This is a genomic window from Nitrosomonas sp. Nm51 (assembly GCF_900111165.1).
GTDB lineage: Bacteria > Pseudomonadota > Gammaproteobacteria > Burkholderiales > Nitrosomonadaceae > Nitrosomonas.
Genome location: NZ_FOGH01000001.1, coordinates 171287 through 186287, shown reverse-complemented (window position 1 = coordinate 186287; position 15001 = coordinate 171287). Strand labels below are relative to the sequence as shown.

Genomic DNA, 15001 nt, shown 5'->3' with positions numbered 1-15001 from the left:
ATGCCTCACGGATCGACCGGCTGCAGATCGTCACGATCGAAAATCATCAACAGTTCATGCTGTATTTCTGACAGCAATCGAATGGACTCAATGTGCGGATACTGCTCAGCATCCCATCTGAGACCGCTCCACGCAATACGCCGGATAACGTCCCGATCCTCGCCCGCAAGTCCCTGTGGCTGGTACCGGTTCGGATAGAATTCAATCATAATATCCGCCGTATCGGATACACTGGTCACCACCGCGCCCGATTCCTTCAATAGCCGCCGTTCTTTGCGCAGCATCTCGCGTACATGTTGCGCATCAAATGCCAGTATTTTTTTGTCGGTCAACAAACTCCACAATGCATCCAGCTTTTCCTGTTCCAGCACCGTATGATAGTAACCGCCGCCTCTCATGATCTCCGGCAAAGCAACCAGCACGTAGCCATCCTGGTAAATATCAATTTTCAACTCCTGACCGGGTGGCCGTACATGTTTGTTTTTTTCTATGTAACTGATCAGCAAGTCTTCGGAATTCATGGCATCACGGTCCTGAAAAGCCTGCAATGACTGGTTGAGAAGCAGCATCAGAACTACGTAAATACAGATTTGAAACCGGGAAAAAACTTTCATGAAAAAAAATCTGTCCAAGGTTAGTGGAATTTTGTTAGAGTTGGTTTATATTTCCGGCGAATACATTTACGTATTATACGCAAATGACGGATGCAGGCAGCTGGATTGTAGAAAAGAGCGGTATATTTGACACGCCGCAACAAATTCGACTGCATGCTCTATCTATCTGATATGGTCATGTTCAGCCATTAAACGGCAATCTAAATGGAGGTTGTTATGCATAAAATACAACGCCAGCTTCACACCGATCATTATCACTTGCAAAGATTGCTCGATTGTTTCAGTTATGAAATTGACTGTTACGATTTCGACAGCAAACGCAGCGCGGATTTAGATATCATTCTCAGTGCGTTAGACTATATTCAGACCTATCCTGACAAATGGCATCATCCAACCGAAGATATCATATTCAGCAAGCTTTTGAAAAAAAAGGTCAAACAAAGCCAGCTCATTGAGCAGCTCCAGGACGAACATCAGGAGATTATTCAAGCAACAGAGAAAATTCGGGAACTGTTCGACAACGTTGCTGAAGACTGCATTGTATCGGCGGATGAGCTGCTGACACGATCAAGAGACTACGTTATGCTGCAAAGGCGGCATCTCGAAAAGGAAAACGAGCATGTCTATCCACTTATGGATAGCGCATTCAATGAGGACGAGTGGCGCGAGATCGAAAAAGAAATTCAGACGCAGAACGATCCTTTGTTCAACAATCGGTCAAAAAAAGAATACGATCATTTGTACCGGTATATCCTGGATCTGGAAAAAAGCAAACATGCCGATACCTCCTAAAACAAACAGCACTCAGGCAAGTCAGTTATATCGTGATTGTGCTGCGAAGACAGCATAGATGGATTTTTACAGTCAGTCCGGTATCCATTCCGGGCAAACGCAATGAACCGCTGGACCACCGATTCGCGTTATAACTATAACAGGTTGTCTGATTAACCTGGCTATTGCATCAGCTGCTGGAATTGAACGCTAAACTGTTCTGAATTGAGCCTGCCCGCAGACGCAGTTATTCTGCGGCACAGGGAGCACGTGCGCTCAACTCAAGACAGGGCGGGTTAAAAACCGGCAAGTGGATCCGTGGATACAGACTGCATTTCGTCAGGCCCATGAAAACCAACAGGCATCATAATTACAGGTCAAAATCCAGCGTACTGGTGCAATATCCAGGTGAACTAACACCATAACAAAAAACAGGCTTGGATCTTCATTGATGATACTCAATTCCGCTTCTTCGCCTGTTTTTACTTTGCATTGCCGGTCCTGGCATGTACTAAAAACTTGTCAAACTGCAATCAGTCAAATAATGCGTACAACTTGCCGAATAACGCATCGACCACAACCTGCAACGGCCCCAGGAAATTATCCAGCTGCAGTATGCCGACAATCAAAATCAATATTCCGCCAGCCACAATGCCGTAGCGGAGACCGGATGTGAAATTTGCAGATGCCGGTGCGCGCGTATAGGTATCATTTGAAAATGACAGAAAAATCCGCAAAATGCCAAGCACAATACCCGCACCGATACAACTCAGGAACAGATGCAGCGAACACAGCACCCGTTCGCCCAGGTCTTCTTCGGCCAGTGCCAAACTGGAAAACCGCAAACAAATGATAATAATCAGCACTATCACCAGCGAATTCCAGAACCCTCCGAACTTCGCCTTAACTTCACTTTCCATACTCATATAAAACACTCCCCTTAACAGTATTTGTCGAACCAGTTAATCCGCTTGAACGGCGAAACAGTAAAATACACATGTTGCCTGATTGCAGCTTTTTTAAACCGTATTTTATGCGGCAGAAAATCAAGTCCAAGCGATGAACTTGCAAAACTCAAGAATTGAGCTGAATTACCGGCCCGAACGGCCAAAAAAATGAAAGTAGCCTGTCCATCAGTGATAAAGCTGAATTGTCAAAAACTCGAAAAAGATCAACAAATGAAAAGGCTGCATGAGACTTTATCACAAACCTGGCGGGACATACAAAGTTCGTTATTTCCCTGGTGCATGCTGTTAACTGCAGATAGTTTTTTAACAGCCTGATACAATAGCTACAGAGCTTATCGGGCCGCACGGGCCTTTATTACCTGCAGGTGTCTATGTCTCAAATTTTAAGTGCGATCGCAAATGCAACACGCGATTTACTGCGACTGAAAATTATCTGGATCATGGTCTGGCCGATTTTAACGGCCAGCTTGCTTTGGATCCTTATCGGCTGGCTGTTCCGGGATTTTTTTGCTGAATTTATTTTTCTGGGTTTTGCCGAACTGGGCATGAGAGACTGGCTGGACAATCAGGCACCCGGCTGGCTGGCTTACAGCCTGCAATGGCTGATACACATCCTTTTTTTTATCCCGCTGGTCATCATCACCACGCTGATTATCACCGCTATTTTTTCAATGCCGGCACTGATCCATCATGTTGCAAAAAGACGTTATCCCCGCCTTAAACGCGAAAGCGGCGGCACCATCACAGGCAGCCTCATCAATGCGCTTTATGCAACGTTGATGTATATTCTGATCTGGGTTATCACGCTGCCACTATGGGCTTTCGGTGCGGGCCTCATGGTACCGTTCATCGCCGCGGCTTTCTTGAATCAACAGCTGTTCCGCTACGATGCCTTATCTGAACATGCCACGCATGCAGAAATCAAGCAACTGCTCGCCTCCAGCCGATTACCGTTATGGACGCTCGGTCTGCTCACCGGCTTTCTGCAATACGTTCCGGTCGTCAATTTTTTTGCGCCAGTGTTAACCGCACTCGCGTTTATTCATTATGAACTGGCGCGCCTGGAAAAAAACCGCTTTGAGGCAGCCAGAAAAACCGTCAATGACGCAGCATAAACAGCTAAAGGCGACTCCTTACTCAAACAGTTCGTCTGCCTGCAAAACCTTCAGGGCCGCACGCGCACACACTTCGTCAAATTTTATTCCGGGGGCGCCGCCCACACCGATACCGCCAACCACTTCACCGCCCATTTTGATCGGAAAACCGCCACCGAGCAAAAGAATATGTTCATTCATATGCGCAAGACTATGCAAATCAGGGCTTTTGACAATCAGTTCGGCATATCTTTGCGTCGGACCGCGCAAACTGTTTGCCGTATACGCTTTACGGCGGCTGCTGTCCAGCGTATGCGGACCCGCGCCATCGGCTTTTAGCTGCGCTTTAAGCAGGCCGGCATGATCGACGATAGCGGCACTGACCTTGAAACCATCGCTTTCGCACTGTTTGATCGCCGCCATTGCCGCCCTGGCGGATAATTCGGTTGTCAAAACAGGATCTGCAGACTGTTCCTCCGAAAGGGAACTACCGGAAAACAGGCTGAAAAACAGCGCCGTAGCCGCCAACGCCATCCGTTGAATTTTTTTGGTCGTCATCATCGTATTCCTCTTAAGTTTCTGATTCACCGTCAACGCCTATTGTAAAGACTCATGAAACGAATACAACCCTGAAGTGCCGCACTTGTTTCAAGTACCGACGGCAATTTTCATTTGTATATTTTCACAGTATAAGGCAAGATTCAAACTTCATCGTGATTAACTCCAAACCCATTGTGATCAGCTACGAACACCCGCTTAACGAACGCATCCGCACCCTGCTGAAACTTGAAGACCTGTTCAAAAAAATGGACTTTTTTTCCGCCAAGGACTCGCCGATGCAGCATCAGGCTTCGTTAATGACACTGTTTGAAATACTGGAAATTATTAGCCGCGCGGACATCAAAACCGATTTGCTGCAGGAGCTTGAACGTCAAAAACAAATGCTGGAAGCACTGCGCAGAAATCCGGATATTTCGGAATCAGCGCTGGATAACGTGCTGGACAATATCCAAACCACTTTTCGGTCGATGCTGGAAATATCCGGCAAAGTCGGCGAACATCTGCGCGATAATGAATGGCTGATGACCATCAAGCAGCGCACAAGTATTCCCGGCGGCGTATGCGAATTTGACCTGCCGTCTTACCACTACTGGCTGAACCTCGACCCGTCGCTGCGCCGCAAGGACTTTAACGAATGGCTGGCGCCGCTACTGCCGGTACGCAATGCCTTCGGCATCGTACTCTACCTGCTGAGAAGCAGCGGAAAAACGACGCAGAATATTGCACGCCAGGGTATATTCCAGCAGCCCGGCTCTGACTATCACGCCCATATGCTGCGCGTCAGCGTCAACGAAGACTTCCCATGCGTGCCTGAAATCAGCGCCAATAAATATGCGCTGAATATCCGCTTCATCCCTTCACAATCCGGACAGCGCGTCAAAGTGTATGAAAAAGATGTCGCGTTTGAGCTGACGTTCTGCAATTTGTAACGTAATATTGTTAAAAGCCGCCAGCCATTCATTCACGGACCGGAAGCAATCAAACTACACCTGCTACCGGCCGGATCGATCGCTCCGCCACACTCATCGTCGAACACATTGTCTTTCACCAGGCTGAATGTACCCGGATTGCCGCCATTGACGCTGTATTGATATACACCGGCATTCAAGCGATAGACATTCAGCGGAATGATTCTGACAAACTCCTTGATGTCCGCAGTGCACCCAATCTCAGGCCCCAATTGAATTTCACTGATTTGAACTTCAAAAAGATTGCCACTGCGCCGCACGTTGATTTGACCTAGCCCTCCGCAACCATGGTCTCCGGTTACTTGAAGAAAAACCTGTATTGGAAAAGCGTCGTCAATAACACGCACGTCAACCGACCAGATTCTCGGCGCATTATATCGCGCCGATGTAACATGCTGCAAAACCCAGGTATTTGACTGCGGATCAAACTGAAAGATTGCATCCTGATACCGGCCAACCTGCTCAAGCGTATCTACGCGGGGGATTATCAAAACACCGTTCTCATAGCTGGGCGCGGTTGTGCCCAGAACATCCGCGAGTTCAACCCCATTCTTCGCGATGACCGCACTACTGCAACCATACAACACTAATAAAACAACCCAGGTTCGTAATTTAAGCATGACGGTCTCCAGAACAGGGAATTGTACTAAACAGAATGGATTTCAATCCGGCCAACATTTTCCAGCAATGCAATCAGCGCTCTTTCAATTTGATAATGCCATTTTTAGCTGCATTGTTAACTGAACGCCGATTAACCTGCTAGTCACCCCGGCGTCTGTCCAACATATCAGGCAGATGTTTGAGAAAACGGCCGGCATTGATCATCTGGCGGCGCAGTAACACCCAGTTTTCCGCTTTTTTCTTTTCATCCAGACACCGCAGCAAGCGTACCCGCTGCGCTTCTGCCTGTTGATTCAGAATCGCCGCCCATAGCGTATCGTCTACATTATAAACATGATTCTCCAGCAGGCAGGCCGGTATGACCTGTTCAACCGGAACGGCAAGATCGCTGGCAACAGCGCGTACGGCCGCGCCAATACTCGCCGCCTTGGCATTCTTTGGCTGCGCCAGATCGTAAGGCGGATTCCATTCAGCTGCCGGGCGCAGCCGGTCCACCTGACTGGCAACGATCAGCAGCGGCGGCGGACGGCGTGTCTCTTGTCTGGAAAAAAATGCGCGCAAAGCGTCCAGGCATTCGCGTTCGATCTGCCGGTCGGGCCGGTTGGCCGGACTGACCCACAAAATCAGATCGGCGTCTCCGGCAGCACTGTGCAGCTTGTTGCTATCAAAATATTCGCTGTCGCATCCCGGGCTGTCAAAAATTAAAGCCTGTGTCAGACCTTCGCGCGCTAGTACAAACGGCCTTAGCATATCGGTACTGTCGGGAAGAACGTCGGCAGCGGTTGTCAGTCTACCAAACAGTGCGTTGATCAAACTCGATTTGCCGGCGTTCGAGCGGCCCAGCACCAGAATGCGCAGCGGCTCTTCCGCTATCTCTGCCGTATCCGCCGTTTCATCCATACGGCGCATGTCGGCACTGGTGCGTACGGTTCGTGATGTCACTGGTTCCTCATCGGTCAACACAAGGCGGCCACTGTACAGGTCGATCGCGTAATAACCGACTTTGCGGATATAGGTACGCAAGAACCAGCGGTGCAATTCATCGCGCGCCTGCATGAAGCTGCGCTCGCGCAAATGGCGCCACGCTTCGCCAAGCAACGCGTCGACCGGATTGACAATCATCCGTCCGGCCCGGTAAACCTCAAAAACCTGTCCCGCTCTGTCTTTCCAGCGCTGCACGCGAAACAGATCGCCAACGGTGAGACGATTACTGAACGGTATGTTTCCCGCCACATCGCGCCGCAGATCGCGGCTGGCGCGCTCGATCACCAGCAATGTATGCGGCACGGTCAGCTCAAGCAGAGGTTTGTCCACTTGCGGATGATAACAACGCGCAACGGTTTCCAGCGCATGCCGGCCCAATGCCAGAATCCAGTCTCCTTTTTCCAGCGGCCAGTCTTCCGGTTTACAATCCTGTGCCAGCGTCTGAACCTGGTCCCATGCTGCATCCGCGCTGAGCGGCCATTCCGGATTCGGTTCCGTTACCGCTTCGGCAAGCAGTCTGCGGTCACGCCGCACCAGCAACTGCTGCAGACCGTAGCCAAGCACGGTGCATATCAGCATCACCAGCGCCCAGAACAGCAGATAGCCATGCTGCCACAGCCACACCGTGCCCAGACCCAGCAACGCAAGAAACGGCAGTATAAATAAAAAAAAACCCAGCAGCCTGAGCGGGTCTATGCCATAAAACAATATTTTCATTCAGGGCTTACCCCGCAACCGGTCCCGCAGCATGGCCGCGCCGCGCTCAAGCTCTTCAGCATAAATACGGCGTATTGTTTTCGCATCTACGTTCAGGTTATTCCGATTTCTGGCAAAAAAATACACTGAGGCCTTTCCCAATGCGTAAGTAGCAGCGCCACTGGCGCTTGCACCCCATAACGCGCCCGCTGTCTGCCCCAGAAACGGAATCACTTTGGTTACCGTACGTCCCGCCCAGCGTGCCAGATAACCGGTTGCAACACCTGCGCCCATCAATCCGAGAAATTCAGTAATCGTACGCTTGTCCCAGGTCTGGCCATATAAAACCGCGAGGCTGTGCAGCAGCTTTGCCTGTACCGCCGAGACAGCCACCAGATCGACCACCGGCAAAGCACCGAGTCCCGCCGCCGTTGTCGAATAACCGACGATATGCTGGTGCGCGGTGCGTTCAAACAAATCATGCACGCCTTCATCACCGGTCAGCAGATTTTCCAGTCCCAGCGATGACAGCGCTTCAATCGCCTGCCACAGGGCTTCGAGACCATAATCGGGCGGGTCGAACCCGTCTTCCGGCAGCGTCAGATCGACTGCGACCCAGCGAACCGGCGCATGGCCGGGCAACTCCGCAGCCGCCCGGCGTTGCGCCAGTAAAGCACGTTTCAGATCGGAAGGCACCGTATCCGGCAATGGCTCCTGATCATACGGCCACGGCCGAATATGCCGCCCGCCAATGGGATAACATTCATGCAATCCCGTCTGCACGATCAACAGCGGCCATTCTGGATGACGTGCGCGCACGGTACGCAGCACATCAAACACCGCCTGCTGACTGACATCCGCCACTTTCATCACGGCGATCAGCAAATGCGCCTTGGATTCGCAATAACGGATATCATCGGCCGGATCGTAAGCCACTTCACCGAGACCGCGTGTGTCGAGAAACCGCACCACCGGCATCTCGGCAGGAAAATCGTAAAAACGCGACTGCCGCGTGCACGGCTGAAAACCGTTGCCGATTTCAGCCGTTTCGCTGCCGGTCATCGCCCGGATAATCGACGTCTTGCCCGCCTGCGTCTTGCCGATCAGCCATAACACCGGCACCGGTATTTTCTCCCGGGCTTCCTGCAGCGATTTTTCCAGCAACGCCTCATCGACTTTGGGATCGAGCAATGTTTTACGCAATTGCGCCCAGTAGGCCGGCCAGTTTTTTAAATTATCCCATTTCATTGGATTATCGCACTACCGGATACGTGTCTCATAATTCTACCCGCAATATTGTTTACCCACTGCGCACGTTTTTCCTCGAATGACAACGCGGCATGCGCCGGGCTCGTGGATGGCAAACGCGAGAACTGCATCTGTTGCTGCAAGCCGGGCATGTGTTTTTTCAGCACATAACGCCTGAAACAGTCTTCCGCCTTGGCGCCGTTGAAAAAAACGGCGCGAATCCGTGGATATGCTGCGAAGAAAGCCGGAAAATCATTGATTGTCTGCGAACGGGTTTCAATACTGGAATCCAGGCTGCCTTTGCGTTTGCACGATTGCAATACATCCCAGAGCGCAATACGCGCTGATTTCAGAGCACGCGTTTTTTCCAAATAGGCCGTTCGCCGGGAATCGAAGCCGAGTAATTCGCCCATGATGCGCCAGAAAACATTGTGCGGATGCGCGTAATACTGATTCGCTTCAAGCGACGCCTGCCCCGGCATGCTCCCCAGTATCAGAATTTCGGCATTCGGCTGCGCGATCGGTGCAAAGCTGTAGAGTGTGTTCATACACTGATATAGCGTAAAGGATACTGCAAACGGTCAAGGCATTTTATCCATATAGTAATGCCGGACAGGCTCTAATGCCCGATCCAGTTCATAGACCAGCGGTCTGCCGGTCGCCAGTTTCAGTTTCATCATTTGCCGCGCCGGCAAATGATCGAGCCGTCCCATTAGCGTGCGCAGCAGATTTTTGTGCGATACGATCAGAACGTTTCTGCCGCGCGCCAATTCCGGCCGGATAACACGCTGCCAGTAAGGCTGCAGGCGCTGTGCCGCCAGCTTCAGACTCTCACCCTGCGGCAGCTCATTGACATCGATGCCCGCGTAACCAGACTGATTACCCGGAAAACGCGCGTCATCCATTTTCAGTCGTGGCGGTTCGCCATCGTAGCGTATTTGCGTGCGCAACACCGGCCAAAGCCCGAATTTTCCAACCGCAGCCAGACGCCCCATGCCTTCCAGCGCACCATAATGCCGTTCATTCAGACGCCAGCATTTTTGCACAGGCAATTCAAGCGCCATCGCGGACAGCACCGTTTTCGCTGTGCCGGATGCGCGCTGCAGTGTCGATGAGAAACAGCAATCCAGGGTAAAACCGGCCTGTTGCAACAAATAACCTGCGTGCGCCGCCTCCCGCTCTCCCTCAGGGCTTAAGGCAACATCGCTCCAGCCGGTGAATATCTTGTCACGATTCCAGATACTCTGACCATGACGCAGCAGTACCAGCCGTGTTATGCCGGGAGCGGCCCGCACTCCAAAAGAAGAATCCGCCGTCATTCGGTGTGACGCGCCTTTTCCCGGGATTCCGTTGCCTGCGCAGACTCCTGCCAGATACGCCTCAATGCATCCCACAGACTGTTGCGCATGGTTGTCAGATAAAGCGAATTGTCGCCGAGTCCGTTGACCAGACGGCGCTGCGCTTTGCCCAGATTATGATAAGGCATGCTCATGAACAGATGGTGCGTGGCATGAAAACGCAGTCCGACGGGTGCCCACAACGGCGTTATCAGCGGATTGCCGGGCACGTTGACGGAATCCAGGAACTGTTCGGCGTGGCTCATGGATTTTTCGCCCGGATTGCGGTAGGCATGCGCCGCCAGCGTACGCAGTGAATTCAGGATAAAAACCATCGCCGCGACCAGATACCAGAGCACCAGCACCGAATACGGAATCACATCCAGCAGCGCCAGCGTAACAATGACGAAAGCAAACAGAAATGCCGCAAGTTCCTGCTGCCGCCAGTTGTGATCGTTACGGATGGCATCCGCCGCGCGCCTGTAATTCGGATCGATGGTCAGCGACGAAGCGCGTTCCCAGACAATTTTACGCAACGGTGGAAACAGATAGGACAGCGGTGTCAGCAGCAAAAAACGCAGCAGCAGCAACAACGGCAGGATAAACGACAGCAGTACATACCCCGCCATTTCAACAGGCCTGCGGGTTGCAAACGGCAGGTATTCGCCGTCCTCCCGGGTGCCGTAGACATCGCGCCTGTGGTGATCGTTATGCACACCATCATACGTAAACGACGGAATCATGAAAGGTATGCCGCACAAACAGTTCCAAACGATCCGGAATGTTTTGAACGTGCCCTTCTTCAAATGCGCCAGCTCATGCACAAAAATGGCCGCACGGTACAAAGCCAGTACAGCAACCACATAAGCGACGATCTGCCACAGTGAAAACAGGGGCGACACCAGCGCGGTAAAAAACGCTGCCCACCCGACAACAATATTCAACAAAAAATCCGTCCAGTAAATCCAGGGGTTCGGCGTCATCAGATCACTCACCAGATTGTGCGCTTCGCGTAACGGAAATGCCTCACCGTTCTCCGGCCCGGCAGCGGATGCCGCTGTTTCACCGGCTACGGTTGTTTCAGTTTCTCTCATACCCAGCAGGTTTTAATATGTTCGATAATCAGTTGGTTTGTCTGTTCGCCGGTTTCATTGACATGGCCCAGATTCGGTGCGGCCGGCCAGCCGGCATCGATGAATTGTGCATCCGCAAACTGTTTTGGTTGCGCATAGCGCGGAATAACATGAAAATGCACATCCGGATCGACCATCATCAGCATCAGGTAATTAATTCTGTCATACTGGAATGCCCTGGCCAGTGTGTCTTCAATTTTATTGACAGCATCGTGCAATTCAACAAAACTGGCCGTACCGAGCTGCGAAAACGCTCTGGCCGGTTCATGCGCAACCAGCACCAGCGCGCCAAGCGTGGCCTGTGCGGGGCGCAGCATAACGCTCCAGTACTGGAACGCATGAATAACTGTCTGCGGCGCACCGAATTTGCGCATGGTGTCATTTAAAACAGGCATATTCATTTTCGCTCCTTGCAATTACTTCGTAAAAAGCATTCCCGCTTTGGCCAGGTCTTCGATGAAATCGATTTCACACCAGCGAAACCCTTTTACAGAACACGAATTGACCAGATGCGTGCGGGCAAGCCGATCAATAATGGTAAGATACCAGGATTTCAGTTCGGCAGGATGGCGCAGCGCATCCGCGACCGCCTCACTGAAATAAACCGGACCCTGCTCGCGGAAAAAAACCAGACCGATCGACTCGGCATCGATTTCTTTGGGCGGCACAATCTTGCTGACCTGTTTGACCCAGCCATCCGCATCGAGCTGCACTTTCATGTCGTCGGCATCATAGCTTTCCTTGAAATCCACGCTCAGTGTAATCGGGGCTGACGGTGAATTCAATACTTGCAACAGCAGCGCAGGCTCAATGACCGTATCGCCGTTCAACAGCAAAAAATCACCGTCCATGGCGCTGCGCGCCAGCCAGCAACTGGCCAGATTATCCGCCACTTCATAAAATGGATTGAACACGACTTTGATGCTATCAACGTCGGCGTAACGCGCCTGCAACAGCGCTTCTATCTGCCCCACCTGAAAACCCGCCACGATGGCTATGTCATCGATGCCAGCGGCGAGCAGCGCGTCGATTTGCCACGCCAGCACAGGCTTGTCGGCAACGGATAACAGGCATTTCGGAGAATTTTCGGTCAGCGGTAGCAAGCGCCGGCCCTGGCCGGCGCTCAGAATAATCGCTTTGACAACATTCACGTATTTGATTTCGGGTCGTTAATTACAAAGCATGTGATTTTACCCCGAATAGCGTGCAGATTGCTGAAAAATAAAGGTCAACAACAGCAACGGCCAGCCTGAATTATGATGCCTGTTGGTTTTCATGGATTCTAGCGAAAGTACGGTTTGTACCCACGGACTCGCTTGCCGGTTGTTAACTTGCCCCGTCTTGAATTGAACGCACATGCTCCCTGTGCCGCAGAATAACTGCGCCTGCGGTCGCGGGCACGCGCAATTCAAAACAGTTCAGCGTTTAAATTACAGCAACTGATGTAATAATATCCGGCTAAAAAGCCAGGCTGCTCATACGCCTGAGCTCCGCGACAATTTCCTGCGTCGCTTTCAGAAACGCCTCGATTTGCGCCGGCGTATTATCGCGCCCGAGACTGACGCGCACCGCGCAGCGCGCAAGCAGCGGGTCGACCTGCATTGCTTCCAGCACATGGCTTTGCCCCGGATTCACGCTGGAGCAGGCCGCGCCGCTGGCAACGGCAAAGCCCGCCTTATCCAGTTTCACAACCAGCGTATCGCCTTCCACATCCGGCAGCGCAAAATAAGTGGTGTTCGGGATGCGCGCAGCGCCTGCGCCAAAAATCACCGCGCCCATTTCAACCAGACCCTGTTCCAGCGTTTCGCGCAGCTGCGCGACATGCTGCGCCGTTTCGGCCATGCGCGCCCGGGCCAGTTCGCAGGCAACGCCAAATCCGACGATGGCGGGGACATTCTCGGTACCGGAGCGCAGCCCGTTCTCATGACCGCCGCCGTAAATCAACGGTTTTAACAGCAAACGTTTGTCGACAATCAGCGCGGCCGCGCCCTTCGGCCCGTATATTTTGTGCGACGACAGCGTCATGGCATGCACATTGAGCGCTGTAAAGTCGACGGGTATCTTGCCAAGCCCCTGTACCGCGTCGGTATGCACATACGCATCCTGTGAGCGCGCAGTCTCTGCAATCGCGGCCACATCCTGAATCACGCCGGTTTCGTTATTCGCCAGCATCACGGAAACCAGCGCAGGCTTTTGCTGCGCCATCGCATCCCGGGCCGCTGCCGGTTCCACCTGCCCGTGCTGATTGACCGCCAGCCGCTGCAACGTCCAGCGCGCGGCAGACCGCTGCGACAACGCCTGCGCCGGTTTCAGAACGCAGGGATGCTCGATAGCGCTGATCGCGATATGACCCGGCTGCAGACTGTCCGCCGCGCCGCGGATAAACAGATTGTTGGCTTCGGAACCGCCGCTGGTAAAAATCACCTGCACCGGCTGCACCCCGGCAGCAGCCGCCACCTGTTCGCGCGCCTTGTCGATGGCGCGCCGCGCAACCGTTCCCAGCGCATGGCGGCTGGACGCATTACCGTATTCCTGCTGAAAATAAGGCAGCATCGCCGCCATCACTGCATCATCCACCCGCGTAGTGGCATTGTGGTCAAAATAGTTGAGTGTCATTGTTTAACATAAATTACGTTTTATTTCTCATTAGGGGTGTTGATACTAATACTGACCCGGTTCAGACATAGCGTATGCGATCGCTCGGACAAAAGCAAACGCATTGTTTTCGTTTCACCGCCGGATAAACCGCTACCGCACGGCCTGCCGCGCCTGCTTCAGTGCAGGCGCAGCTGTCCGTGCTATCCGCCGAATGCATGACTTTGCCCGCCTTTTTGCCTGAGCTCAATGACCTAGGGCAAGACGGAAACCAAGAAGGTCGTTACGCCCGTCAGGGCTGAACCCGGAGCGGTGAGCAGAACGAACGAGCCTGCCGAAGTTGAACCAGGAACCACCGCGGATAACACGCCCCGCGCCGCCGGCCAATTTGTCTTGCCGCCAGGGATCCACCTGAGGCTGCTTACCTAAATGTTCCTGCCACGCATCCGCGCACCACTCCCAGACATTGCCATGCATTTCATACAAACCCCACGCGTTGCACGGATAGCTTTTAACTTCGGCAGTCGATCGCCGCGCCCCTTTCCCCCATCCATTTGAATCATTAAAATCCCAGACGCCACGGTAATTGACTTTTTCCAGATGCAATTCATCGCCAAAATGAAACGCGGTTTCACTGCCTGCACGGCAGGCGTATTCCCATTCCGCCTCCCACGGCAGGCGGGTTTTGAGCGCCGGATGAAAACGATTGAGTGTTTCGATAAATGCCTGAACATCATCCCAGCTTACCTGTTCCACCGGCAGATTGTCTCCTTTGAAATAACCCGGATTGTCTCCACGCACCGCACGCCACAATGCCTGCGTTACCGCCGTTTCACCGAGCCAGAAACCGTGGCTGATTGTTACACGATGCCGGTCTTCCCAGTCAAAACGTCCGTTCTCATTTTCAAGCGAACCCATCCAGAACATCCCCGGAAGTATCCAGCGGAAAACAGTGCGCACGCTCTTAAAATCCAGCGCCATCCACAAACCGTAACGGTCTTCGCCCCATGCCGGCGCCCATGGATACGGGAACGCCGGTGGAGAACCGGCATGAAACTCTGTTTCCATGTCAAGAACATTGTGAATCAATTGCTTCATTGGCACCAGGAATCGTATATTTGACCAAATCGGCCACCCGGCAAGCGTTCACAGCGGACTTACGCGCATTACTAGCGTACCGGCGGCCTGGCTTTTTGTTCTTGCGCACGGCAAAAAACGGGATGACGATCTGGTCATTCACGCACCATCCGGCCGCATGTTGAGCTAGGGCAAGACGGAAACCAAGATTGTTGTTACGCTTGTCAGGGCTGTTCCTGTTGCGGTTAGCAGAACGAACGTTCCTGCCGTTGTTGTTCCAGGAACCACCGCGGATAACACGCCCCGCGCCGCTTGCTGATCTGTCACCCGCCAT

At 52.5% G+C, this 15001-nt stretch carries 17 protein-coding genes; 3 read left to right on the top strand and 14 right to left on the bottom strand.

Features of this window, described 5'->3' with window-relative positions:
* Positions 1-5 precede the first annotated feature (5 nt).
* Entirely contained in the window at positions 6-614 is a 609-nt protein-coding gene (locus BMY60_RS00870; protein ID WP_090330454.1) for a hypothetical protein, read from the bottom strand.
* 216 nt (positions 615-830) lie between these two features.
* Here BMY60_RS00870 and BMY60_RS00865 point away from each other — a divergent pair, with 216 nt between their 5' ends.
* A complete protein-coding gene (locus BMY60_RS00865; RefSeq protein WP_177166524.1) occupies positions 831-1406 on the top strand; it encodes a hemerythrin domain-containing protein in 576 nt (191 codons plus the stop codon).
* A 512-nt stretch (positions 1407-1918) separates the two neighbouring features.
* Here BMY60_RS00865 and BMY60_RS00860 read toward each other — a convergent pair.
* Positions 1919-2311, bottom strand: coding sequence for a hypothetical protein (locus BMY60_RS00860; protein WP_090330451.1), 393 nt, complete (start codon positions 2309-2311; stop codon positions 1919-1921).
* Positions 2312-2724: 413 nt separating this feature from the next.
* On the opposite strand from BMY60_RS00860, the gene BMY60_RS00855 reads away from it, so the two are divergent.
* Complete coding sequence (locus BMY60_RS00855; protein WP_090330450.1) at positions 2725-3468, top strand: EI24 domain-containing protein; 744 nt, start codon at positions 2725-2727, stop codon at positions 3466-3468.
* Positions 3469-3486: 18 nt separating this feature from the next.
* On the opposite strand, the gene BMY60_RS00850 is transcribed toward BMY60_RS00855, so the two are convergent.
* Positions 3487-4008: a GlcG/HbpS family heme-binding protein gene (locus BMY60_RS00850; protein ID WP_090330448.1), complete on the bottom strand. Its 522-nt coding sequence runs from the start codon at positions 4006-4008 to the stop codon at positions 3487-3489.
* 173 nt (positions 4009-4181) lie between these two features.
* On the opposite strand from BMY60_RS00850, the gene zapD reads away from it, so the two are divergent.
* A complete protein-coding gene (zapD, locus tag BMY60_RS00845; protein ID WP_090330525.1) occupies positions 4182-4937 on the top strand; it encodes a cell division protein ZapD in 756 nt (251 codons plus the stop codon).
* Positions 4938-4969: 32 nt separating this feature from the next.
* On the opposite strand, the gene BMY60_RS00840 is transcribed toward zapD, so the two are convergent.
* From BMY60_RS00840 to BMY60_RS00790, 11 genes are all read right to left on the bottom strand, one after another.
* Positions 4970-5596 carry a hypothetical protein gene (locus BMY60_RS00840; RefSeq protein WP_090330447.1) on the bottom strand — a complete coding sequence of 209 codons (627 nt, stop codon included), beginning with the start codon at positions 5594-5596 and terminating at the stop codon, positions 4970-4972.
* A 139-nt stretch (positions 5597-5735) separates the two neighbouring features.
* The gene (locus BMY60_RS00835; protein ID WP_090330445.1) at positions 5736-7298 is read right to left on the bottom strand and encodes a GTPase family protein; all 1563 of its coding nucleotides are present in this window, start codon (positions 7296-7298) and stop codon (positions 5736-5738) included.
* On the bottom strand, positions 7299-8525 hold the full coding sequence (locus BMY60_RS00830) for a YcjF family protein (RefSeq protein WP_090330444.1): 1227 nt from the start codon (positions 8523-8525) through the stop codon (positions 7299-7301).
* On the bottom strand, positions 8522-9073 hold the full coding sequence (locus tag BMY60_RS00825; RefSeq protein ID WP_090330442.1) for a DNA-deoxyinosine glycosylase: 552 nt from the start codon (positions 9071-9073) through the stop codon (positions 8522-8524). The genes BMY60_RS00830 and BMY60_RS00825 overlap by 4 nt, the downstream gene beginning before the upstream one ends.
* Before the next feature lie 33 nt (positions 9074-9106).
* Positions 9107-9844: a 2,3-bisphosphoglycerate-dependent phosphoglycerate mutase gene (locus tag BMY60_RS00820; RefSeq protein ID WP_090330440.1), complete on the bottom strand. Its 738-nt coding sequence runs from the start codon at positions 9842-9844 to the stop codon at positions 9107-9109.
* Positions 9841-10956 carry a fatty acid desaturase family protein gene (locus tag BMY60_RS00815; RefSeq protein WP_090330439.1) on the bottom strand — a complete coding sequence of 372 codons (1116 nt, stop codon included), beginning with the start codon at positions 10954-10956 and terminating at the stop codon, positions 9841-9843. Before BMY60_RS00815 ends, BMY60_RS00820 begins: the two co-directional genes overlap by 4 nt.
* Positions 10953-11396: an HIT family protein gene (locus tag BMY60_RS00810; RefSeq protein ID WP_090330437.1), complete on the bottom strand. Its 444-nt coding sequence runs from the start codon at positions 11394-11396 to the stop codon at positions 10953-10955. The genes BMY60_RS00815 and BMY60_RS00810 overlap by 4 nt, the downstream gene beginning before the upstream one ends.
* A gap of 15 nt (positions 11397-11411) precedes the next feature.
* Positions 11412-12146 (bottom strand): phosphocholine cytidylyltransferase family protein, encoded by a 735-nt coding sequence (locus tag BMY60_RS00805; RefSeq protein ID WP_256250603.1) that lies wholly within the window; start codon positions 12144-12146, stop codon positions 11412-11414.
* A 307-nt stretch (positions 12147-12453) separates the two neighbouring features.
* On the bottom strand, positions 12454-13611 hold the full coding sequence (locus tag BMY60_RS00800) for a cysteine desulfurase family protein (protein ID WP_090330435.1): 1158 nt from the start codon (positions 13609-13611) through the stop codon (positions 12454-12456).
* Positions 13612-13836: 225 nt separating this feature from the next.
* Positions 13837-14688, bottom strand: a complete 852-nt coding sequence (locus BMY60_RS00795; RefSeq protein ID WP_218141590.1) for a formylglycine-generating enzyme family protein — start codon at positions 14686-14688, stop codon at positions 13837-13839.
* Positions 14660-15001: a formylglycine-generating enzyme family protein gene (locus tag BMY60_RS00790; protein WP_090330432.1), complete on the bottom strand. Its 342-nt coding sequence runs from the start codon at positions 14999-15001 to the stop codon at positions 14660-14662. The genes BMY60_RS00795 and BMY60_RS00790 overlap by 29 nt, the downstream gene beginning before the upstream one ends.